The 19,144-nt window shown below is 49.4% G+C and carries 22 protein-coding genes, 1 tRNA gene and 9 pseudogenes; 20 read left to right on the forward strand and 12 right to left on the reverse strand.

Going from position 1 to position 19,144, the window contains the following annotated elements:
- Window positions 1-49: 49 nt before the first annotated feature.
- The 4 genes and pseudogenes from rpe to ACD630_RS20265 form a co-directional block, all read left to right on the forward strand.
- The gene (rpe, locus tag ACD630_RS20250) at window positions 50-727 is read left to right on the forward strand and encodes a ribulose-phosphate 3-epimerase (RefSeq protein ID WP_430361212.1); all 678 of its coding nucleotides are present in this window, start codon (window positions 50-52) and stop codon (window positions 725-727) included.
- Window positions 720-1,424, forward strand: coding sequence for a phosphoglycolate phosphatase (locus tag ACD630_RS20255; protein ID WP_430360443.1), 705 nt, complete (start codon window positions 720-722; stop codon window positions 1,422-1,424). The genes rpe and ACD630_RS20255 overlap by 8 nt, the downstream gene beginning before the upstream one ends.
- Window positions 1,421-2,425: a tryptophan--tRNA ligase gene (gene trpS / locus ACD630_RS20260; protein ID WP_430360444.1), complete on the forward strand. Its 1,005-nt coding sequence runs from the start codon at window positions 1,421-1,423 to the stop codon at window positions 2,423-2,425. Before ACD630_RS20255 ends, trpS begins: the two co-directional genes overlap by 4 nt.
- A gap of 83 nt (window positions 2,426-2,508) precedes the next feature.
- Window positions 2,509-2,865 (forward strand): annotated as a pseudogene (locus ACD630_RS20265) (transposase); the annotation flags it as partial.
- Between the two features lie 54 nt (window positions 2,866-2,919).
- On the opposite strand, the pseudogene ACD630_RS20270 reads toward ACD630_RS20265, so the two are convergent.
- Window positions 2,920-3,393, reverse strand: a pseudogene (locus tag ACD630_RS20270) (transposase); the annotation flags it as partial.
- 90 nt (window positions 3,394-3,483) lie between these two features.
- On the opposite strand from ACD630_RS20270, the pseudogene ACD630_RS20275 reads away from it, so the two are divergent.
- Window positions 3,484-3,879, forward strand: a pseudogene (locus tag ACD630_RS20275) (transposase); the annotation flags it as partial.
- A gap of 22 nt (window positions 3,880-3,901) precedes the next feature.
- Here the strand turns inward: ACD630_RS20275 and ACD630_RS20280 are convergent.
- On the reverse strand, window positions 3,902-4,429 hold the full coding sequence (locus ACD630_RS20280; protein WP_430360445.1) for an IS630 transposase-related protein: 528 nt from the start codon (window positions 4,427-4,429) through the stop codon (window positions 3,902-3,904).
- A gap of 296 nt (window positions 4,430-4,725) precedes the next feature.
- Here ACD630_RS20280 and ACD630_RS20285 point away from each other — a divergent pair.
- The 4 genes and pseudogenes from ACD630_RS20285 to ACD630_RS20300 form a co-directional block, all read left to right on the forward strand.
- A pseudogene (locus ACD630_RS20285) lies at window positions 4,726-5,409 on the forward strand (IS110 family transposase); the annotation flags it as partial.
- A gap of 210 nt (window positions 5,410-5,619) precedes the next feature.
- A pseudogene (locus ACD630_RS20290) lies at window positions 5,620-5,936 on the forward strand (transposase); the annotation flags it as partial.
- A gap of 300 nt (window positions 5,937-6,236) precedes the next feature.
- Window positions 6,237-6,437, forward strand: a pseudogene (locus tag ACD630_RS20295) (DUF2065 domain-containing protein).
- 98 nt (window positions 6,438-6,535) lie between these two features.
- On the forward strand, window positions 6,536-7,834 hold the full coding sequence (locus tag ACD630_RS20300) for an adenylosuccinate synthase (protein WP_430361213.1): 1,299 nt from the start codon (window positions 6,536-6,538) through the stop codon (window positions 7,832-7,834).
- Between the two features lie 102 nt (window positions 7,835-7,936).
- On the opposite strand, the gene ACD630_RS20305 is transcribed toward ACD630_RS20300, so the two are convergent.
- Genes ACD630_RS20305 through ACD630_RS20315 form a run of 3 tightly spaced genes read right to left on the reverse strand, consistent with a single transcriptional unit; the run spans window position 7,937 to window position 9,170 of the window.
- On the reverse strand, window positions 7,937-8,422 hold the full coding sequence (locus ACD630_RS20305; RefSeq protein WP_430360446.1) for a hypothetical protein: 486 nt from the start codon (window positions 8,420-8,422) through the stop codon (window positions 7,937-7,939).
- Window positions 8,347-8,817: an IS630 family transposase gene (locus ACD630_RS20310; RefSeq protein ID WP_430361214.1), complete on the reverse strand. Its 471-nt coding sequence runs from the start codon at window positions 8,815-8,817 to the stop codon at window positions 8,347-8,349. The genes ACD630_RS20305 and ACD630_RS20310 overlap by 76 nt, the downstream gene beginning before the upstream one ends.
- A complete protein-coding gene (locus ACD630_RS20315) occupies window positions 8,700-9,170 on the reverse strand; it encodes an IS630 transposase-related protein (RefSeq protein ID WP_430360447.1) in 471 nt (156 codons plus the stop codon). Before ACD630_RS20315 ends, ACD630_RS20310 begins: the two co-directional genes overlap by 118 nt.
- A gap of 413 nt (window positions 9,171-9,583) precedes the next feature.
- Here ACD630_RS20315 and ACD630_RS20320 point away from each other — a divergent pair, with 413 nt between their 5' ends.
- The 4 genes from ACD630_RS20320 to ACD630_RS20335 all read left to right on the forward strand — a co-directional run bounded on the left by ACD630_RS20320 (window position 9,584) and on the right by ACD630_RS20335 (window position 11,133).
- Window positions 9,584-9,769, forward strand: coding sequence for a hypothetical protein (locus tag ACD630_RS20320; protein WP_430360448.1), 186 nt, complete (start codon window positions 9,584-9,586; stop codon window positions 9,767-9,769).
- 48 nt (window positions 9,770-9,817) lie between these two features.
- The gene (locus ACD630_RS20325; protein ID WP_430361215.1) at window positions 9,818-10,297 is read left to right on the forward strand and encodes a CSS-motif domain-containing protein; all 480 of its coding nucleotides are present in this window, start codon (window positions 9,818-9,820) and stop codon (window positions 10,295-10,297) included.
- A gap of 198 nt (window positions 10,298-10,495) precedes the next feature.
- Complete coding sequence (locus tag ACD630_RS20330) at window positions 10,496-10,945, forward strand: EAL domain-containing protein (RefSeq protein WP_430360449.1); 450 nt, start codon at window positions 10,496-10,498, stop codon at window positions 10,943-10,945.
- A 59-nt stretch (window positions 10,946-11,004) separates the two neighbouring features.
- On the forward strand, window positions 11,005-11,133 hold the full coding sequence (locus ACD630_RS20335) for a hypothetical protein (protein ID WP_430360450.1): 129 nt from the start codon (window positions 11,005-11,007) through the stop codon (window positions 11,131-11,133).
- Between the two features lie 48 nt (window positions 11,134-11,181).
- Here the strand turns inward: ACD630_RS20335 and ACD630_RS20340 are convergent, their stop codons facing one another.
- The 4 genes and pseudogenes from ACD630_RS20340 to ACD630_RS20355 form a co-directional block, all read right to left on the reverse strand.
- Window positions 11,182-11,718: an Ail/Lom family outer membrane beta-barrel protein gene (locus tag ACD630_RS20340; RefSeq protein ID WP_430360451.1), complete on the reverse strand. Its 537-nt coding sequence runs from the start codon at window positions 11,716-11,718 to the stop codon at window positions 11,182-11,184.
- A gap of 50 nt (window positions 11,719-11,768) precedes the next feature.
- A tRNA-Pro gene (locus tag ACD630_RS20345) sits at window positions 11,769-11,841 on the reverse strand.
- 126 nt (window positions 11,842-11,967) lie between these two features.
- Window positions 11,968-12,217: pseudogene (locus ACD630_RS20350) on the reverse strand (sulfatase-like hydrolase/transferase); the annotation flags it as partial.
- Window positions 12,218-12,370: 153 nt separating this feature from the next.
- Entirely contained in the window at window positions 12,371-12,508 is a 138-nt protein-coding gene (locus ACD630_RS20355) for a hypothetical protein (protein WP_430361317.1), read from the reverse strand.
- Between the two features lie 36 nt (window positions 12,509-12,544).
- Here ACD630_RS20355 and ACD630_RS20360 point away from each other — a divergent pair, with 36 nt between their 5' ends.
- The 4 genes and pseudogenes from ACD630_RS20360 to ACD630_RS20375 all read left to right on the forward strand — a co-directional run.
- Window positions 12,545-12,910, forward strand: a complete 366-nt coding sequence (locus ACD630_RS20360) for an IS630 transposase-related protein (RefSeq protein ID WP_430360452.1) — start codon at window positions 12,545-12,547, stop codon at window positions 12,908-12,910.
- Between the two features lie 25 nt (window positions 12,911-12,935).
- On the forward strand, window positions 12,936-13,262 hold the full coding sequence (locus ACD630_RS20365; RefSeq protein ID WP_430361216.1) for a transposase: 327 nt from the start codon (window positions 12,936-12,938) through the stop codon (window positions 13,260-13,262).
- Entirely contained in the window at window positions 13,228-13,419 is a 192-nt protein-coding gene (locus ACD630_RS20370) for a hypothetical protein (RefSeq protein WP_430360453.1), read from the forward strand. The genes ACD630_RS20365 and ACD630_RS20370 overlap by 35 nt, the downstream gene beginning before the upstream one ends.
- 155 nt (window positions 13,420-13,574) lie before the next feature.
- Window positions 13,575-13,988 (forward strand): annotated as a pseudogene (locus tag ACD630_RS20375) (integrase core domain-containing protein); the annotation flags it as partial.
- Window positions 13,989-14,047: 59 nt separating this feature from the next.
- On the opposite strand, the pseudogene eptB reads toward ACD630_RS20375, so the two are convergent.
- The 3 genes and pseudogenes from eptB to ACD630_RS20390 form a co-directional block, all read right to left on the reverse strand.
- Window positions 14,048-14,927 (reverse strand): annotated as a pseudogene (eptB, locus tag ACD630_RS20380) (kdo(2)-lipid A phosphoethanolamine 7''-transferase); the annotation flags it as partial.
- A gap of 448 nt (window positions 14,928-15,375) precedes the next feature.
- Window positions 15,376-15,534: a hypothetical protein gene (locus ACD630_RS20385; protein WP_430360454.1), complete on the reverse strand. Its 159-nt coding sequence runs from the start codon at window positions 15,532-15,534 to the stop codon at window positions 15,376-15,378.
- 115 nt (window positions 15,535-15,649) lie between these two features.
- Window positions 15,650-15,793: a hypothetical protein gene (locus ACD630_RS20390; RefSeq protein ID WP_430360455.1), complete on the reverse strand. Its 144-nt coding sequence runs from the start codon at window positions 15,791-15,793 to the stop codon at window positions 15,650-15,652.
- Between the two features lie 216 nt (window positions 15,794-16,009).
- Between ACD630_RS20390 and gmk the strand changes: the two genes are divergently transcribed.
- Genes gmk through spoT form a run of 3 tightly spaced genes read left to right on the forward strand, consistent with a single transcriptional unit; the run spans window position 16,010 to window position 19,083 of the window.
- On the forward strand, window positions 16,010-16,633 hold the full coding sequence (gene gmk, locus ACD630_RS20395) for a guanylate kinase (RefSeq protein WP_430360456.1): 624 nt from the start codon (window positions 16,010-16,012) through the stop codon (window positions 16,631-16,633).
- Between the two features lie 53 nt (window positions 16,634-16,686).
- Window positions 16,687-16,962, forward strand: coding sequence for a DNA-directed RNA polymerase subunit omega (gene rpoZ, locus ACD630_RS20400; protein WP_430360457.1), 276 nt, complete (start codon window positions 16,687-16,689; stop codon window positions 16,960-16,962).
- A gap of 18 nt (window positions 16,963-16,980) precedes the next feature.
- Complete coding sequence (gene spoT / locus ACD630_RS20405) at window positions 16,981-19,083, forward strand: bifunctional GTP diphosphokinase/guanosine-3',5'-bis pyrophosphate 3'-pyrophosphohydrolase (RefSeq protein ID WP_430360458.1); 2,103 nt, start codon at window positions 16,981-16,983, stop codon at window positions 19,081-19,083.
- The last annotated feature ends 61 nt before the right edge of the window (window positions 19,084-19,144 follow it).

Genomic DNA, 19,144 nt, shown 5'->3' on the forward strand with positions numbered 1-19,144 from the left:
GATGCGCGCGCATAGCGCTGGTTATCCTACAAACTGTTTGGAGATACGAATGAAGCCTTTCTTGATCGCTCCGTCCATCTTATCGGCCGACTTTTCCCGGTTAGGGGAAGACACCGCCAGTGTGCTGGCTGCTGGAGCCGATGTGGTTCACTTCGATGTCATGGATAACCACTATGTTCCCAACCTGACTATCGGGCCGCTGGTGCTTAAAGCATTGCGCAACTATGGCATTACCGCTCCTATCGATGTTCATCTGATGGTGAAACCGGTAGACCGTATTATTCCCGATTTCGCCGAAGCCGGTGCCAGCTTTATCACCTTCCATCCGGAAGCCTCCGAGCATGTCGATCGCTCGCTGCAACTGATCAAGGATCACGGCTGCAAAGCCGGACTGGTGCTGAATCCGGCGACGCCGCTCAGTTGCCTTGATTATGTAATGGATAAGTTGGATATCATTCTGTTGATGTCGGTCAATCCTGGCTTTGGCGGGCAATCTTTTATTCCCGGCACGTTAGATAAGCTGCGTCAGGTGCGCCAACGCATCGATGAGAGCGGCTATGACATTCGACTGGAAGTGGATGGCGGTGTAAAAGTCGATAACATTGCCCAGATTGCGCAAGCCGGTGCGGATATGTTCGTGGCAGGCTCTGCTATTTTCGGTCACCCCGATTATCGCGCTGTCATTGATAACATGCGCAGTGAATTGAGTAAGGTATCTCATGGCTGACATCAGTATGGTTCGCGGGTTGGCTTTCGATCTGGATAGCACGCTGGTCGACAGCGCGCCGGGTTTGGCGGATGCCGTTGATATGGCGCTGCAAGCGCTGAATCTGCCTGCGGCGGGTAAAGCGCGCATTGCTACCTGGATCGGCAACGGTGCTGATGTGCTGGTGGAACGGGCGTTGTGCTGGGCGGGAATGACGCCTACGGCGCAAGATACCCGCACGGCGCGCGAACTGTTTGATCGCAACTATACGCAAACGGTGGACAGCGGCAGTACGCTGTTTCCCGACGTGCACGCCACGCTGACCCAACTGGCTGACTGGGGCTACCCGCTGGCGTTAGTCACCAATAAGCCGACGCCTTTTGTCGCGCCGCTGCTGGAGACGCTGGGTATTGCCGGGTTGTTTAGCCAGATTGTCGGCGGTGATGATGTCAAAATGAAAAAGCCGCACCCTGCGCCGCTCTACCTGGTATTGGCACTGCAGGGGGTACTGGCATCCGAATTGTTGTTTGTCGGCGATTCGCGCAACGATATTCAGGCGGCACAGGCCGCAGGTTGCCCGAACGTGGGCATGACTTATGGCTATAACTACGGAGAAGCCATTGCGCTGAGTCAACCTGACGTGGTGCTTGAGCGCTTCTCACAACTTTTGCCCCTGGTGGGGCCACTTACGTCAAAAAATCAGGAAGCGTCAGCATGAATAAGCCCATAGTTTTTAGCGGCGCACAGCCGTCCGGTGAACTTACCATTGGTAACTACATGGGTGCATTACGTCAGTGGGTGAACATGCAGGATGATTACGATTGCATATACTGCATCGTTGACCTGCATGCCATCACCGTGCATCAGGACCCCCAGCAGTTGCGCAAAGCAACGTTGGATACGCTGGCGCTCTATCTGGCCTGTGGTATTGATCCGCAGAAAAGCACCATCTTCGTTCAGTCTCATGTGCCAGAGCACACGCAACTGAGCTGGGTGCTAAATTGCTATTCCTACTTTGGTGAACTGAGCCGCATGACGCAGTTCAAAGACAAATCAGCGAGCTATTCCGACAACATCACTGCCGGTTTGTTTGACTATCCGGTGCTGATGGCGGCCGATATTCTGCTGTATCAAACCCATCAAGTGCCAGTGGGTGAAGATCAGAAACAGCATCTGGAATTGAGCCGCGATATTGCTCAGCGCTTCAATGCGCTCTACGGTGACGTTTTCAAAGTGCCAGAGCCGTTTATTCCCAAATCCGGCGCGCGTGTGATGTCGCTGCTGGACCCCACTAAAAAAATGTCCAAGTCGGATGACAACCGCAATAACGTGATTGGACTGCTGGAAGATCCGAAAGCCGTAGTGAAAAAAATCAAACGTGCGGTGACGGATTCCGATGAACCGCCAGTAGTGCGTTATGACATTGCCAACAAGGCAGGGGTATCCAACCTGCTGGATATTCTGTCCGGGGTTACGGGAAAACCGATTCCTGAACTGGAAAAAGCCTTTGAAGGCCAAATGTATGGTCAGCTGAAGGGCAAGGTCGCACAAGCCGTTTCCGGTATGCTGACCGAGTTGCAGGCGCGCTATCATCATTTCCGCAACGATGAAGCTTTCTTGCAACAGGTGATGCGTGACGGTGCTGAAAAAGCGCGTCTCAAAGCCACTGCGACGCTGAAAAAAGTGTACGACGCGGTAGGTTTCGTCGCTCATCCGTAATCTGTGGGCCGGAGCCTGTACACGAGATTGTGTAATTGCCTGATTTTGATATGTTCAATCCAACATCAAAAGCAGGTTACTTTATGGACGAAAAACAGTTACAGGCTCTGGCTAACGAGCTGGCCAAAAATCTCAAAACCCCTGACGCTCTCAACCAGTTTGATCGCCTGCTGAAAAAGATCTGCGTTGAAGCTGCCCTTAATGCTGAAATGACCCATCACCTCGGGCATGAGAAGCACCAGTCCAAATCAGGAACTAACACGCGCAATGGCTACTCCACAAAGACTGTTACCACCGGCGAGGGTCCGCTCGAACTGCGTACACCACGTGATCGTGATGGTTCCTTTGAACCGCAACTGGTGAAGAAGAACCAGACCCGGCTCTCCGGGATGGATAACCAGATTTTATCGTTGTATGCCAAAGGGATGAGCACCCGCGAAAGAGTTATTAGCAAATCAGGTGTATGGCGATCAGGCTACATTCCGCTCTGATGCTTAGTGAATCTGTTCTCCATCCTTAAATTGGACGTTGCTTACAACCAGGGTCAGCAGGTCAAATCCTCTTAGTCGGTTCCAGCTTTTCTGAGCTGACTGGAGCAGCTTAAATACCATTGACAGGGTTGTTTCTCTCGAACCATCGTTCTTCGCGCCTCTGCTTCGTAGCCTCACAGTCGCAAAAGCCGATTCAATCGGATTTGTCGTTCTTATTGACGCCCAGTGCTCTGACGGGAAGTCGTAGAATGCCAGCAGTTCTTCTTGAGCTTTCTCCAGCTTCTTCATCGCTGCAGGATACTTCGCTGAAAACCTTGCCAACAAAACATCAAAGGCTTCATTAGCGGCATCGCGGCTCTCTGCCAGCCAAACCTCCCGCAGCTCAGCCTTAACTTTCGGTTGCATGGCTTTGGGGTGTGAAGCCAACACATTAGCGGTTTTGTGCACCCAACAGCGTTGGTGCTGCGTGTCCGGGAATATAGCCAACCGACATTATTTTGATAACAGCCAGCTATGCTTTTTTGCCGCATATCAGGGTATCTGTTGTAATCATTTTTAAGTCGCTTGGCTATAACACGCGACCTCAAAGCAGTGTATCAGGCTCCAACCGAAGAGGCCGCGCTTCAGGCGCTGGAGGCGTTCGGCGGGACATGGGATCACCGCTATCCGCAGATAAGCCGGAGCTGGCAGTCAAACTGGGCCAACCTGTCGACATTCTTCTCGTACCCGCAGGAACTTCGCAAGGTAATCTACACGACGAACGCTATAGAATCACTGAACAGCGTGCTCCGGCATGCAATCAAGAAACGCAAGGTGTTCCCGACTGATGACTCGGTGAAGAAGGTCGTATGGCTGGCAATCCAGGCGGCATCACAGAAATGGACGATGCCCTTACAGGACTGGCGTATGGCAATGAGTCACTTTATTATCGAGTTCGGTGACCGCCTTGACGGTCACTTCTGAGAAAAGGCATTTACACAACATCTTAAACAGGCTCTAATAAAGCGCCGATAACATTTGTTCTTCCCTTGGCTCCCCAGTTCTTCAGACCAAAACACCGTTGACCTTTTGGGGAATAGCCGTGAGTCCGTGGGGTATCGTGTGGAAAACCACTTTCATCAATAAAAACAATAGGTTTACCTTCTTTTTCATACTGTTGTATTTTTTGTTGAAATGCTTGCCGGGCGCTTTCGTCGGCTTTCGGATGACGTAGAGTTTTTTTATAGGTCAATCCCAGCTTTTTAAGAGCTTGCCAAATGGCCTTCTGACAAACGCCAAAACGCTCTGCACGTTCTTTTTGGTAAGCATCTGGATATGGTTCAACATCTTTTATCAACTCGGATTTATCGCTCTTTCGCTGACGCGTGGTCGATGCTTTTGACGCTATTTGATTAATCCAACGCGATACAGAGGCAGGGCCAATCCGAAATTGCTTCGCTGTTTCTCGGATACTCAACCCTTCTTCTTCCCGTATAGATATCACTTTACGTCTAAAATCAATTGAATAGCTCATTTAAATAATGTAATCAAAATTAAGTCGCTTGGCTATACCTCATCGCATAGGTTTTCTTTCGCACAACGAACCTGCTTGTCTCTTCAGCACTACACGCTATTACTTTAAGCAAAGAACGGCCTGAGTGACAGGGATATTCGGCAAGACTTGCACTGCATAACAGATCTTTACAGAGCAAGGTAACTATGGCACAAAGTAAAAAGCCCTGAGCAGCTGCTCAGGGCTTAATGAGATGGTCACCCCCACCCTGTGAGCGGTACGCTAACAGGGTGTTTTTCTTTCTGAAGGGGATCATCATGCAAAACGTTACGCTTATTGGTATCGATCTCGGTAAACATTCCTTCCACGTTCACTGTCAGAACGAAAAAGGTCATGCACTGCTGCGTAAAAAGTTTTCCCGCACTCAGCTGATCCATTTTCTTACATCCTGCAAGTCGGCGACCGTGGTGATGGAGTCCTGCGGCGGTGCACACTTCATGGCTCGCCGAGTCGCTGATTTAGGCCATGAGGCAAAGTTGATTTCCCCACAGTTCGTTCGCCCTTTTGTTAAGAGTAACAAGAACGATTTTGTTGATGCAGAAGCTATCTGCGAAGCAGCTTCCCGGCCCTCCATGCGCTTTGTAAAACCCCGCACGGAAGACCAGCAGGCAATGGCTGCCCTACATCGGGTCCGTGGCTCGCTGATACGGCAACGCGTTAAAACCACCAACCAGATGCACGCTTTTTTACTGGAGTTCGGTGTCAGTCTGCCTCGCGGTATTGCCGTGATACGGCGTCTGGCCGCGGTGCTGGAAGAAAATGACTTCCCACCTTATCTGGCAAGGGTTCTGAGCAGACTTCACAGCCAGTATATTTACCTCAACGGGGAAATTGATGAAATCGATAAGGAACTGAAAACCCACCTTGCGGAGGATGAAACTGCCCAACGCCTGCTGACCATTCCCGGCGTCGGGCCGATAACAGCGAGCCTGTTAGCCACCCCCTAGGGCATAGGTATAGCCAACCGACTTAAAAATGATTACAGCCAATGCCCTGATATGTGGCAAAAAAATACAGCTAATTGTTATCAAAATAATGTCGCTTGGCTATAACGCCGGTTAAGGTGGGCATCAATCCCGCCGATGCATAAGTTGAGATCATGCAGCAACGTAATAGCAGATATTGCAAAAGATGTGTAGATACCTATGCCCCTAGGGGATGGTAAAAACCATGCCAGCAGCCGTGATTTTTCGGCTTCGACAGGGCTGGTTCCCCGCCAGTACAGCACGGGTGGGAAGACGACACTGATGGGCATCAGCAAGCGGGGTGACAAGAATCTGCGACGGCGGCTGGTGCAATGTGCGCGGGTGTTTATGCAGCGGCTGGAACACAACCTAGGGCGTCTGGCAGAGTGGGTACAAAGCAGCTTGTCAGCCATCACTCGAATGTGGTGGCGTGTGCGCTGGCGAACAAACTTGCGCGGATAGCCTGGGCGGTGACAGTCCATCAGGCAGCGTTCAGCAAATAAAAGAGCCACCGAAAAAAATCGCTGGCTCAGTGAGTTAACAGATTACTTTCTGGTTTTGCGACGACAGATAATTGATGACATGAACGGCATATCGGCCTGCTGATGAACCTGACATAAAAAATGGCTCTATGAAGCCGAGGGCTTCTTAAGGTTCTGCAGGTGCGGAACTCATCGTGGCGCGGGCATTAATGGCCACCAGACGCCGAATAGACTTACGCAAGCCCATCATAAATCAAAATCTGTGTTGCAAAAACGGGGGTGACCATAGATTTAATGGCAAAATTTTCCATTGGAGTCGGTATGAGTATCACCATTTGGCTGGCGCTAGGCCTGGTCTTGATTGTGGAAGGGCTGGGGCCGCTGCTGTTCCCACGGATTTAGCGTCGCATGATCCTGGCGATGGCGCAGCAGCCAGACACTATTTTGCGCCGTTTTAGCGCTGGATTACTGGTTGCCGGCATCGTGATCTACTACATGTTGCGTCATCGAGCGGGAAGCTGAATGGCATCAAAAAATGTGCGCAAACGTATGCTAAAAGTACTGAAAGCAACCAAGTGAGATGATAGAATCCATTTTTAAGCAACCTGGTGATTCTTGAAATGGGTAAGAACGTCGTCGTACTGGGCACCCAATGGGGTGACGAAGGTAAAGGCAAGGTCGTTGACCTGCTGACTGAACGGGCTAAGTATGTTGTGCGCTACCAGGGTGGTCACAATGCTGGTCACACTCTGGTTATTAACGGTGAGAAAACCGTCCTCCACTTAATCCCCTCTGGCATCCTGCGTGAAAACGTGGTTAGCATCATCGGTAACGGTGTTGTGCTGGCACCTGATGCGTTGATGAAAGAGATGACCGCATTGGAAGCACGCGGTGTTCCGGTACGCGAACGTCTGCTGCTTTCTGAAGCGTGTCCGCTGATTCTTCCTTATCACGTCGCGTTGGATAACGCCCGCGAAAAAGCGCGTGGTGAGAAAGCTATCGGCACCACGGGTCGTGGTATCGGCCCGGCGTATGAAGATAAAGTGGCACGTCGTGGTTTGCGTGTGGGCGATCTGTTCGACAAGCAAGCGTTTGCCGTCAAACTGAAAGAGATCGTTGAGTACCACAACTTCCAACTGGTGAATTATTACAAAGTGGAAGCTGTGGACTACCAGAAAGTGCTGGATGATGTGCTGGCGATTGCCGACATCCTCACTGCAATGGTGGTTGATGTTTCCGATCTGCTATTCAAAGCGCATCAGCGTGGCGATCTGGTGTTGTTCGAAGGCGCGCAAGGTACGCTGCTGGACATCGACCACGGTACCTATCCGTACGTGACCTCCTCTAACACCACGGCGGGCGGCGTTGCTACCGGTTCTGGTCTGGGGCCGCGTTACGTGGATTACGTGCTGGGTATCGTCAAAGCTTACTCTACCCGCGTTGGTGCAGGTCCATTCCCTACCGAGCTGTTTGATGATGTTGGCGAGCACCTGTCGCAGAAAGGCAACGAGTTTGGTGCAACCACAGGCCGTCGTCGTCGCACCGGTTGGCTGGATGCGGTTGCCGTACGCCGCGCCGTACAGATCAACTCCCTGTCCGGTTTCTGCATGACCAAACTGGACGTGCTGGATGGACTGAAAGAAGTGAAGATCTGCGTCGGCTATCGTATGCCGAACGGTGATGAAGTTGATGTGACGCCGCTGGCGGCTGAAGGTTGGGAAGGCATCGAGCCTACCTATGAAACCCTGCCGGGCTGGACGGAAAGCACCTTTGGTGTGCAAGATCACAGCAAACTGCCGCAGGCTGCGCTGAACTACATCAAGCGTGTGGAAGAGGTCACCGGCGTGCCGGTTGATATTATCTCCACCGGCCCTGACCGTAGCGAAACCATGATCCTGCGCGATCCGTTTGATGCGTAATGCGTAACCCGCATTACGTGCATAAACGAAAAAAGGACGGGAAACCGTCCTTTTGTGTTTTACAGCACGTCGCCTTGATCCTGAGCCATAGGTATCTACACATCATAAAGGGTTAAAAACAACCATAGCTAAGTGGGCAAGTTCTTCCGGGGTATAGTCTGCTAATAACATCAAGGTATTTAGCAGGATGGATAGTCCGGCAAGCAGCGCTGGGGCGCTTTCTTTACGCCCTCGTTTTTGTTGTCGTCCGGATAATCGGCAAATTAACTGACGGGCTGCCGCATTGTCGTCTCCTTCAGCGCGTTGCAGCCGCCATACCAGCACACATGCCATGCTAGCTATCAATAACCTGCGTAGCAGGGCACCAGCACTGCGCTGAAGCCATTTTTCTACATCATGACCGGCACCTTTCAGCAGCTTAAAAAAGGATTCAATACCCCAGCGCCAGTAATACCAGTGAGCGACTTCCGCGCTGGTGATCTCGTTGCTATAGCAAAGCGACTTAATTTTGATTACACCATATGGACTGAGAACAAAATCTCTGTATCGCAACCACTCTCTCTTTTTTTGCTTTTTGCTTGTGCCCATTTATGCTCAATGGGGTTAAGATCTGGCGAATATGTAGGCAAATACTCCACCATGTATCCTGCATCGATGATGACTTGTTGAATATTATGTTTTTTGTGAAAAGTTGCATTGTCCATCACGATTACCCTGTTTTTAGGGAGTACTGGGATAAGGACTTGTGTGACCCAGGAATAGAAAACATCGCTGTTAATATTGATATCAAATAATCCGATAGCAAACAGCGTTGTGCCTAATAAAGCGCCGATAACATTTGTTCTTCCCTTGGCTCCCCAGTTCTTCAGCCCAAAACACCGTTGACCTTTTGGGGAATAGCCGTGAGTCCGTGGGGTATCGTGTGGAAAACCACTTTCATCAATAAAAACAATAGGTTTACCTTCTTTTTCATACTGTTGTATTTTTTGTTGAAATGCTTGCCGGGCGCTTTCGTCGGCTTTCGGATGACATAGAGTTTTTTTTTATAGGTCAATCCCAGCTTTTTAAGAGCTTGCCAAATGGCCTTCTGACAAACGCCAAAACGCTCTGCACGTTCTTTTTGGTAAGCATCTGGATATGGTTCAACATCTTTTATCAACTCGGATTTATCGATCTTTCGCTGACGCGTGGTCGATGCTTTTGACGCTATTTGATTAATCCAACACGATACAGAGGCAGGGCCAATCCGAAATTGCTTCGCTGTTTCTCGGATACTCAACCCTTCTTTTTCCCGTGTAGATATCACTTTACGTTTAAAATCAATTGAATAGCTCATTTAAATAATGCAATCAAAATTAAGTCGTTTAGCTATTTTGCAAAAGATGTGTAGATATAGCCAATCGACATTATTTTGATAACAATTAGCTGTATTTTTTTGCCACATATCAGGGCATTGGCTGTAATCATTTTTAAGTCGGTTGGCTATACCTATGCCCTTTAGAGCGAGGCTCATTTATGAGTCTCGTAACGCGGCAAGGGAGCGACAAATCTGTCTGGAACAGATTTGAACAGCGCCTGCGCTGGCCCGCAGGGTGAATCTCAGGGATGAGATTCATTAATCCCGATGAGCTTACATGAAGTAAGTGATTCGGGTGAGCGAGTGCAACCAACGCACATGCAACTTGAAGTATGACGGGTATACACCGCGACAGGCAGAGTCATATCTACGTGGTAGCAAGGAGTAGTGACGTGAGTCCACAGCATAAACTCGCGCAACAACGGGGCCGCTGGCTGATTCTCTGCGCCGGGGTGTTCCCATTGCTATTGATATTACTTTTCACCTTTGTTGAATCACGACAAATCGCGCAACGGGATCTGCAATCCACGGCGACGCTGGCGCTGGATCAGGCGGAAAGCATTACCACCCGTGCCTAGTCACTGCTGGAAGCCCTGCAACCGCTGCAAGGAAAGCTGTGTGAGGATATCAGAGACGATCTCCAACGGCTCAGAGCGCAGTTCGCTTATTTTCGCTCCATCGGCCTGACCTATGACAAGAGCATTTACTGCTCCTCGCTGTTTGCCCATAACGCTCTGGAAATCAGCGATGTGATCATGATGCCGCTTCCGGCAAAATTACCTCCCGCTTGGAGCCTCTCTGTCGATCAGATCAAAGATGCCGACATCAGCCCAACGCTCATTTTTATTCGCACGCCGGACGATGGTTGGGGTGCTTTTGGCCTGGTTGATGCGCAATATCTGGTGACGCTAATGAATGCTGTCAACAAGCTGCGCGACTTTCAACTGAATATCAGAGTGGGGGATGGCGATTTGATTCATCCCAGTGCCACCACCGTACCGCATCAACCTGAATGGCTTTCTGGTGTCGAATATCACATCACATCGGAACGCTTTCCCATTGTTGTCTCCATTACCGCTCCCGCTGCAGAAATGGGTAATGCCTAGCAGTTTGCCTTTCTGACGCTGTTGCCGCTCACAGTGGTACTTTCCGCGCTGTTTATTTTGGCCGCGCTGTATTGGCAAAAACGCAAGCTCTCCTTTCAGGACGAATTACGCCGCGGCATCACCAACAATGAGTTTTCTGTCTACTATCAGCCGGCTTACGGTACCGAGGCATAACGCTGCACCGGCGCAGAAACGTTCTTGCGCTGGCGGCGCGCCGATGGACAGTGGATTCGCCCGGATGTGTTTATTGCCGCCGCTGAAGCGGAAAATATGATTATCCCACTAACACGCCATTTGTTGAAACTCGTGGAGGAAGAGGTTACCAGTTGGCATATCGAGCCGAATTTTCATCTGGGCTTGAATGTGTCGGCCCACCGCTTTTTGATAACGCTAGAGCTGACCGAGCGCAGTCTCATTAGCGAAGGACCGGAAGTGGCGCAGCGCTTGCAACAGCTACGTCAGGAAGGCATACATGTCGCGATTGATGATTTTGGCACTGGCCATTGCTCTCTGTCTTATCTGCAAAGCTTCCCGCTCGATTACGTGAAAGTCGATCAGGGATTTGTTCGCACTATTTCGTCACAGGAAGAAGAGACGCCGATTTTAGATACCATTATCAGATCAGTCTCGCTCACCGCCTTAATTTGAAGATCGTAGCTGAAGGGGTGGAAACCACGCGTTAGCTTCACTACCTGACACAACACGGCGTGGGCTACATTCAGGGATTTTTGTATGCCAAACCTATGGATAATGAAAATTTTACCGTGTGGCAGCATTACCACGCCAAACGTCAGTTCACGCACATCGACGAGCATGCCATGGCAGATTCTCTGTAGGGAAAGGAAACGCCGAAGTCCTCTTCGGCGTAATCACGCTATTCAGTATCAGAAGCGATAGCCAAGGCCGATATTAAATCCGCTGATTTTTATATTTTTGGCTGTCGATCCTTCATAACCCATATCGATACTCCAGTTTGCTGCTGGAGAGATCTGAACACCGACTCCATAAGCAAAACTTGATTCTTTATCCTTGAAAGAGATATTATCGCCATCAGCGTCAGTTCCAGAAATTTTTCCTTTAGTCTGCGCGACGCCTGCTAAGCCATAAAGGCTCACAAATTCATTAACGTGATAAGATGGACCCACTAACAGCGAATAATACTTTAGCTGTGCATTTGCTTTATCTCCATCGAGATCAAAGCCTTTAGATCCACCCATATAGGTTAGCGAGCCGGTAAAACCCAGTGAACCGTCAGGCTGATAGTGATATTTCGCTGTGACACCACGGAGATTTTTAAAATTATTCACTTTTCCCTGAGAATAACCCAGGCCGAGTGTATGTGTATCTGCCCTAGCGATAACACAGCCACTCATTGCGGACAATACCACAGATAATGCCAATAGCTTTTTATTGATATTCACTTTCACACGCTCCGTTTATGATATGTAACATCCCAAAAAACGGGGGGATTTGGTTGGCGAGAGAGGATTTTAACCTCCGACCCACACGTCCCGAACGTCCCGAACGTCTTGCGCTACTCGCCGAATGCGGGGCGTATCTTACTGCGCCCTCCAAAAAGCGTCAATCCCTTTTTGATAAAAGAGCACGCTCGGCGCGTGGTTGACGCGAAAACGCACAACCGCCTATCCCATCAACGCGCCGGTAATGCACACCAGCATCGGCGAACGGAACTGTTCCTGCGGTGCAACATCACGTGGTGTGCCGTGCAAATGGTAGTTATCGTCAATCGATTCACCGTGATCTTAGGCATAAAACACCAGTGCTTTCTTGTCACGCACCTGAATCCAACACATTTTTAATAAAGGTGTCGGTGTACAACACGCTGTTATCAAACGCGTTAATCAGTTGATCACGTTAGCAGGAGGCATCAACTCCCATACATTCAGGCTGGTAACGGCTTTGTTGAATAAACATATTTTATGCTGCACCCCCGGTGAAACGACAGATCCTCGCAACGCAAAATCATGCAGTTAGGCCTCATAAGAAAACTGTAAATCTGAGGTGACAAGCATTTTCTACCAAAACTGGCTGGCAAAACAGCATGACTCACTATTATTCAACAAAGCCGCTGATAACGCGCGAATAGCGCATCGAATAGAGATAATGGGAGCCTTTGGTGTGCAGCACGATCAAATGCTTACCCTTGGGATAACGTGCTAATGACCCCTTCACCTCATCGACCAATAGCATATAGCTAAACAACTTAATTTTGATTACATTATTTAGATGAGCTATTCAATTGATTTTAGACGTAAAGTGATATCTACACGGGAAGAAGAAGGGTTGAGTATCCGAGAAACAGCGAAGCAATTTCGGATTGGCCCTGCCTCTGTATCGCGTTGGATTAATCAAATAGCGTCAAAAGCATCGACCACGCGTCAGCGAAAGAGCGATAAATCCGAGTTGATAAAAGATGTTGAACCATATCCAGATGCTTACCAAAAAGAACGTGCAGAGCGTTTTGGCGTTTGTCAGAAGGCCATTTGGCAAGCTCTTAAAAAGCTGGGATTGACCTATAAAAAAAACTCTATGTCATCCGAAAGCCGACGAAAGCGCCCGGCAAACATTTCAACAAAAAATACAACAGTATGAAAAAGAAGGTAAGCCTATTGTTTTTATTGATGAAAGTGGTTTTCCACACGATACCCCCCGGACTCACGGCTATTCCCCAAAAGGTCAACGGTGTTTTGGCCTGAAGAACGGGGGAGCCAAGGGAAGAACAAATGTTATCGGCGCTTTATTAGGCACAACGCTGTTTGCTATCGGATTATTTGATATCAATATTAACAGCGATGTTTTCTATTCCTGGGTCACACAAGTCCTTATCCCAGTACTCCCTAAAAGCAGGGTAATCGTGATGGACAATGCAACTTTTCACAAAAAACATAATATTCAACAAGTCATCATCGATGCAGGGTATATGGTGGAGTATTTGCCTACATAAATGGGCACAAGCAAAAAGCAAAAAAAAGAGAGAGTGGTTGCGATACAGAGATTTTGTTCTCAGTCCATATGGTGTAATCAAAATTAAGTCGCTTAGCTATATCGTCAACAGATTTGCCTTCATTGCGCTCTTCGGAAGCGATCATTTCGCGGAATGAGTAGTTGTTGGCATTAATTGTATTAGTCGCGACTAGATCTGACACTGGACCTTGAAGGTTGAGAGTTACCGGTTTTGATATGGGTGTCTAATCCTTAAACAAAACGCGAGGTAACTCTCATGCTTCATACTAACAATCCCATTATCAAACACAAAGCCGGCCTGCTCAATGATCGCGTACTCCCGTTCTACGAGGCTCAGGGACTGCCGGTGCTGAGAATACTGACCGACAGGGGTACGGAGTACTGTGGTAAAGTGGAGCAGCATGATTATCAGCTTTATCTGGCTATCAACGATATCGAGCATACGAAAACGAAGGCGATGTCTCCGCAGACGAACGGCATCTGCGAGCGCTTCCATAAAACCATTTTGAAGGATTTTTATCAGGTTACGTTCCGCAAGAAGTTATATGGAGACTTGGAAAGCCTGCAGGTAGATCTGGACAACTGGTTGTGGCATTACAATACTGAGCGAACTCATCAGTGAAAAATGTGCTGCGGGCGTACGCCGATGGCCACTTTACTCGATGGAAAACGGAGCTGGGCAGAAAAGAATCTGAACCAGATGTAATCTGACAGACACCTGTATAAATAATCAGTAACTGTCAGATCAGGTCTGAGCTAGTACACATTAATGCTATTATAAAACCAGACCTCACTTTGCATCGTGAACAGTTCTGAGGTGAAGCCCCAATGAACGCAGCACATTGAAAATATTTTGTTCTTTCAACGTGTGTTGCTGATTGTTTTCAGCCCCGCCTTCACGCACGAACATGCAGCGCATGGAGAGTTTGGTTGAGGTATCACAAGACTGACCCCGGAACGCCACCAGATTACGCTCTTTTGACAGCTGCGGTGTGGTATCACGCTGATAACCGAGCAGCCCCATATGATCCCAGCGGGCCGTCTCCCCCAGAATAAAAACCACATAGGTATCCTCAATGCCAGCGGGGGCGATATAGGTAAATTTTTGGGCGGGGTCGAACAGTTCCGTCGCATCCTGACTTTCATCATATTGCGTGTAAGCGAACAATCCCAACGCCGAGATCCAGTTGGATGGCAAATACGAGTGCGCAATAACACCGCCATAGCTGGGCAAATCGATATTGGTTCGTTTTTCCACGCGCTTTTGCTCGCTCCCCATATATTCCATGGTGCCCCATACCAACGCGACAACAGCCAGCAGGATTGACACAGGTTTAATACGTTTCCCTAGCGTTTTTAATTGTTCGATAAGGGTATTGTGCAAATCGGCCTTCCAGATGATTGCCAAAGGTATGGCGCTGACACACAACGTCCAAACCATAAATCGCCAGCCAATCACCTCCTTTGACAAATCAACATCCGTGGTCATCACAGCGGCAATTATCCCGTAACCAATAACCACATTAAAAAACGTCATGTAGTAACTGGCGGCAACCGAAACCAACACTAATAGTGAGGAGATAAGTCGGTAGAAATAACGACCACCCAGTGAGATCAACCGCATCAGGAAAAAGGTAAATAGCACGCTGAGCGATAATTCAATCAGCGCGGGCAGAAGTTTGGTAAGAGCAGATCCAGCAGGAGAAGTATAGCCAACCGATTTAAAAATGATTACAGCCAATGCCCTGATATGTGGCAAAAAAATACAGCTAATTGTTATCAAAATAATGTCGCTTGGCTATAATTGATGAGTTCATGAATAATATATTTTTTTAACGCTCACCTTGGTTTTAACAAACGCAGCATTGTTAAACGTAAACACTACTAAAGTTTTTATTAGACGCGCAGATTAGCGCATAACCTTCTACGCTGGTGATAAGACAAGACCGGAGACAGCCTTTTACCGTTGCTAGGAAATTTTATGGATACAGCGAATGGTTTTCGCTCCTTGCTTAATCCAGCGCGTTATTATTTTCACCACTTGTAAAGAGTGCCGGTGAGGTATTGGTTTTTTTGTCGTATCTGGCGCGGAATCAAGCCTTCTTTCCAACCGCTGCCACCAAGAATAACGATCCCAGCATACTGAAAAACGCTTTTCCTGAGTCACCAGCGTCACGGCTCGCACGTGGGGATCGGATATTGATGTTCGCACCGGCTTTGTTGAATAATAGGTAATCATGCTGTTTTTCCATGCCAGTTTTGGTTGAAAATGCTTGTCATCTCAGGTGTACACTTTTCTCATGATGCCTAACTGCATGATTTTACGTTGCAAGGATCCGTCGTTTCGCTGGGCTGCCAGCATAAAATCTATTTATTCAACAAAGCCGTTCGCACCAGCATCGTCAATAATTGCAACAGCACCAGGAAAAACAACACCGTGCCGTATTGAAGAACAGATTGTCTCATAAGCGCATCCTTGTACGTTTCTACCGTTATGCTGGCACACACCAAAACGCCTCAGAAACCAAAAAACGCGCGAAAAATGCATATCACATGAAAATTTAAGCAAACTATCGAAAGCGATCACGAATCCAGTCATCACACGATGTGATATCCGGTGACTCAACGGTAAAGATTAAGTGCGCGTATCGTGTATAATGCGAAAATTAGCACAGGTAAGGCAGTCCAATCGACCCATCACATTCACCATACATTACGTTCATCATTATGGCTCAAGGCACGTTATACATTGTTTCTGCCCCCAGCGGCGCGGGAAAATCCAGTTTAATAAATGCGTTATTGAAAACGCAGCCGTTGTATGACACCCAGGTGTCGATTTCCCACACCACCCGAGCCAAACGCCCTGGGGAAAACCACGGAGAACACTATTTCTTCGTTTCTGTGGATGAATTTAAGCGTATGATTCAGGAAGATGCTTTCCTTGAGTACGCCGAAGTGTTTGGCAACTACTACGGCACGTCCAAAGCCGCCATTGAGCAGGTGCTGGCAACCGGCGTAGATATTTTTCTGGATATCGATTGGCAGGGCGCAGAGCAAATCCACCGCCGGATGCCGCAGGCGCGCAGTATCTTTATTCTGCCGCCGTCCAAAGAAGAGTTGGGGCGCCGTCTGCGCGGACGCGGCCAGGACAGCGATGAGGTGATTGCACGACGTATGGCGCAAGCGGTGGCTGAAATGACACACTACGCGGAATACGATTATCTGATCGTCAACGATGATTTCGATCTGGCGCTTTCCGATTTGAAAACCATCATCCGTGCTGAACGCCTATTGCTGAGCCGCCAAGCATTGCGGCATGATGCATTAATCACCAAACTATTGGCAGACTGACATCACTTTCAGTATGATGCGCAGTCATTTTATTTCCTGTGGGGTAGCACATTATGGCACGCGTAACTGTTCAAGACGCTGTTGAGAAAATTGGTAACCGTTTTGACCTGGTGTTGGTCGCTGCTCGCCGCGCCCGCCAGATGCAAGCAGGCGGAAAAGATCCGCTGGTCCCTGAAGAGAACGACAAATACACCGTGATTGCGCTGCGCGAAATCGAAGAAGGCCTGATCAACAAGCAGATTCTGGATGTGCGTGAGCGTCAGGAACAGCAAGAGCAAGAAGCCGCGGAGATCCAAGCGGTCACCGCGATTGCTGAAGGTCGTCGTTAATCTCGCTACGGGTCGCCCTTGTATATCTTCGAAAGCCTCAATCTGCTGATACAGCGCTATCTGCCGGAAGACCAGATCAAGCGCCTTCAGCAGGCTTATATTGTTGCACGTGATGCTCACGAGGGGCAGACTCGCTCCAGCGGTGAACCTTACATCACCCATCCCGTCGCTGTTGCCGGTATTTTGGCGGAGATGCGTCTTGACTATGAGACACTGATGGCCGCGCTGTTGCATGACACCATCGAAGATACCCCCACTACCTACCAAGATATTGAACAACAATTCGGCAAGAGCGTCGCCGAGCTGGTAGACGGCGCCTCGAAGCTGGACAAGCTGAAATTCCGCGACAAGAAAGAAGCCCAGGCCGAGAACTTCCGCAAGATGATTATGGCGATGGTGCAGGACATCCGCGTTATTCTCATCAAACTGGCTGACCGTACACATAACATGCGCACACTGGGCTCGCTGCGCCCTGACAAGCGTCGTCGTATTGCGCGTGAAACGCTGGAAATTTACAGCCCATTGGCGCACCGTTTGGGTATTCATCATCTGAAAACAGAGTTGGAAGAGCTGGGTTTTGAGGCGCTGTATCCAAACCGTTATCGTGTGATCAAGGAAGTGGTTAAAGCCGCGCGCGGCAACCGCAAGGAAATGATCCAGAAAATCCTTTCCGAAATCGAAGGGCGGTTGAACGAAGCAGGCATTCCCTGTCGCGTCAGCGGACGCGAAAAACATCTCTATTCCATCTACTGCAAGATGCACCTGAAAGAACAGCGTTTCCATTCCATCATGGATATCTACGCGTTTCGGGTGATCGTTAAAGAGCTGGATACCTGCTATCGCGTGCTCGGACAGGTGCACAGCCTGTACAAACCGCGTCCTGGCCGCGTCAAAGATTACATTGCTATTCCGAAGGCGAACGGCTACCAATCGCTGCATACCTCATTGATTGGGCCGCACGGCGTGCCGGTCGAGGTACAGATCCGTACCGAAGACATGGACCAGATGGCAGAAATGGGTGTGGCGGCACATTGGGCGTACAAAGAAGGTGAAAGCAGCACTACGGCACAGGTCCGTGCGCAGCGCTGGATGCAGAGCCTGCTGGAGCTGCAACAAAGTGCGGGCAGCTCGTTCGAGTTTATCGAGAGCGTCAAATCCGATCTCTTCCCCGATGAAATGTATGTGTTCACTCCGGAAGGGCGCATCATCGAGCTACCGGCAGGCGCGACACCGGTCGATTTTTCCTACGCGGTACATACGGATATCGGGCATGCCTGCGTCGGCGCACGTGTCGACAGACAGCCCTACCCGCTCTCTCAATCGCTGAGCAGTGGGCAAACGGTGGAGATTATTACCGCCCCCGGCGCACGCCCCAATGCGGCATGGTTAAACTTTGTCGTCAGTTCGCGCGCTCGCGCCAAGATTCGCCAAATGCTGAAGAATCTCAAGCGTAACGATTCCGTGAGCCTGGGACGTCGTTTATTGAATCATGCCTTGGGTAATGGCAGAAAGCTCAGCGATATTCCACAAACCAGCATCCAGCTTGAGCTGGATCGCATGAAACTCACCTCGCTGGATGACCTGCTGGCAGAGATTGGCCTCGGTAACGCCATGAGCATCGTCGTAGCGAAAAACCTATTGGATGATCGGCCGTTACAGCAAGAGCACACCGGTTTGCGCAAGCTGCTGATCAAAGGCGCAGATGGCGTATTGATTACGTTCGCCAAATGTTGCCGCCCGATCCCCGGTGACCCGATTGTGGCCCACGTCAGTCCCGGTAAAGGTTTGGTGATTCACCATGAGTCTTGTCGAAACATTCGCGGCTACCAGAAAGAGCCTGAAAAATTCATGGCGGTCGAGTGGGATAAGGTTACCGAACAAGAGTTTATCGCTGAGATTAAAGTCGACATGTTCAACCATCAGGGAGCATTGGCCAACCTGACCGCAGCGATTAATGCCACCAACTCCAATATTCAGAGCATCAATACGGAAGAGCGAGATGGACGAGTGTATAGCGCCTTTATCCGTTTGACCACGCGCAATCGGGTACATCTGGCTAACGTCATGCGTAAAATCCGCGTGATGCCGGATGTCATCAAAGTGACCCGTAATCGCAACTGATAGCCACCGTAACCAATGATAGCCCTGACGATCCCGCTCGCACATATGGTACCGGGATAAC

The organism is Symbiopectobacterium sp. RP (genome assembly GCF_050472005.1).
Classification (GTDB): Bacteria; Pseudomonadota; Gammaproteobacteria; order Enterobacterales; family Enterobacteriaceae; genus Symbiopectobacterium.

Bases quoted from the DNA above. Each gene is read 5' to 3' on its own strand.
- ACD630_RS20315 (WP_430360447.1), bottom strand. From the start codon at position 9,170: ATGAGCTATTCAATTGATTTTAAACGTAAAGTGATATCTACACGGGAA.
- ACD630_RS20300 (WP_430361213.1), top strand. From the start codon at position 6,536: ATGGGTAAGAACGTCGTCGTACTGGGCACCCAATGGGGTGACGAAGGT.
- ACD630_RS20255 (WP_430360443.1), top strand. From the start codon at position 720: ATGGCTGACATCAGTATGGTTCGCGGGTTGGCTTTCGATCTGGATAGC.
- ACD630_RS20305 (WP_430360446.1), bottom strand. From the start codon at position 8,422: ATGGGCACAAGCAAAAAGCAAAAAAAGAGAGAGTGGTTGCGATACAGA.
- rpe (WP_430361212.1), top strand. From the start codon at position 50: ATGAAGCCTTTCTTGATCGCTCCGTCCATCTTATCGGCCGACTTTTCC.
- ACD630_RS20355 (WP_430361317.1), bottom strand. From the start codon at position 12,508: ATGCTATTGGTCGATGAGGTGAAGGGGTCATTAGCACGTTATCCCAAG.
- ACD630_RS20280 (WP_430360445.1), bottom strand. From the start codon at position 4,429: ATGAGCTATTCAATTGATTTTAGACGTAAAGTGATATCTATACGGGAA.
- trpS (WP_430360444.1), top strand. From the start codon at position 1,421: ATGAATAAGCCCATAGTTTTTAGCGGCGCACAGCCGTCCGGTGAACTT.
- ACD630_RS20370 (WP_430360453.1), top strand. From the start codon at position 13,228: ATGCAGGGTATATGGTGGAGTATTTGCCTACATAAATGGGCACAAGCA.
- ACD630_RS20360 (WP_430360452.1), top strand. From the start codon at position 12,545: ATGAGCTATTCAATTGATTTTAGACGTAAAGTGATATCTACACGGGAA.
- ACD630_RS20385 (WP_430360454.1), bottom strand. From the start codon at position 15,534: ATGGAAAAACAGCATGATTACCTATTATTCAACAAAGCCGGTGCGAAC.
- gmk (WP_430360456.1), top strand. From the start codon at position 16,010: ATGGCTCAAGGCACGTTATACATTGTTTCTGCCCCCAGCGGCGCGGGA.
- rpoZ (WP_430360457.1), top strand. From the start codon at position 16,687: ATGGCACGCGTAACTGTTCAAGACGCTGTTGAGAAAATTGGTAACCGT.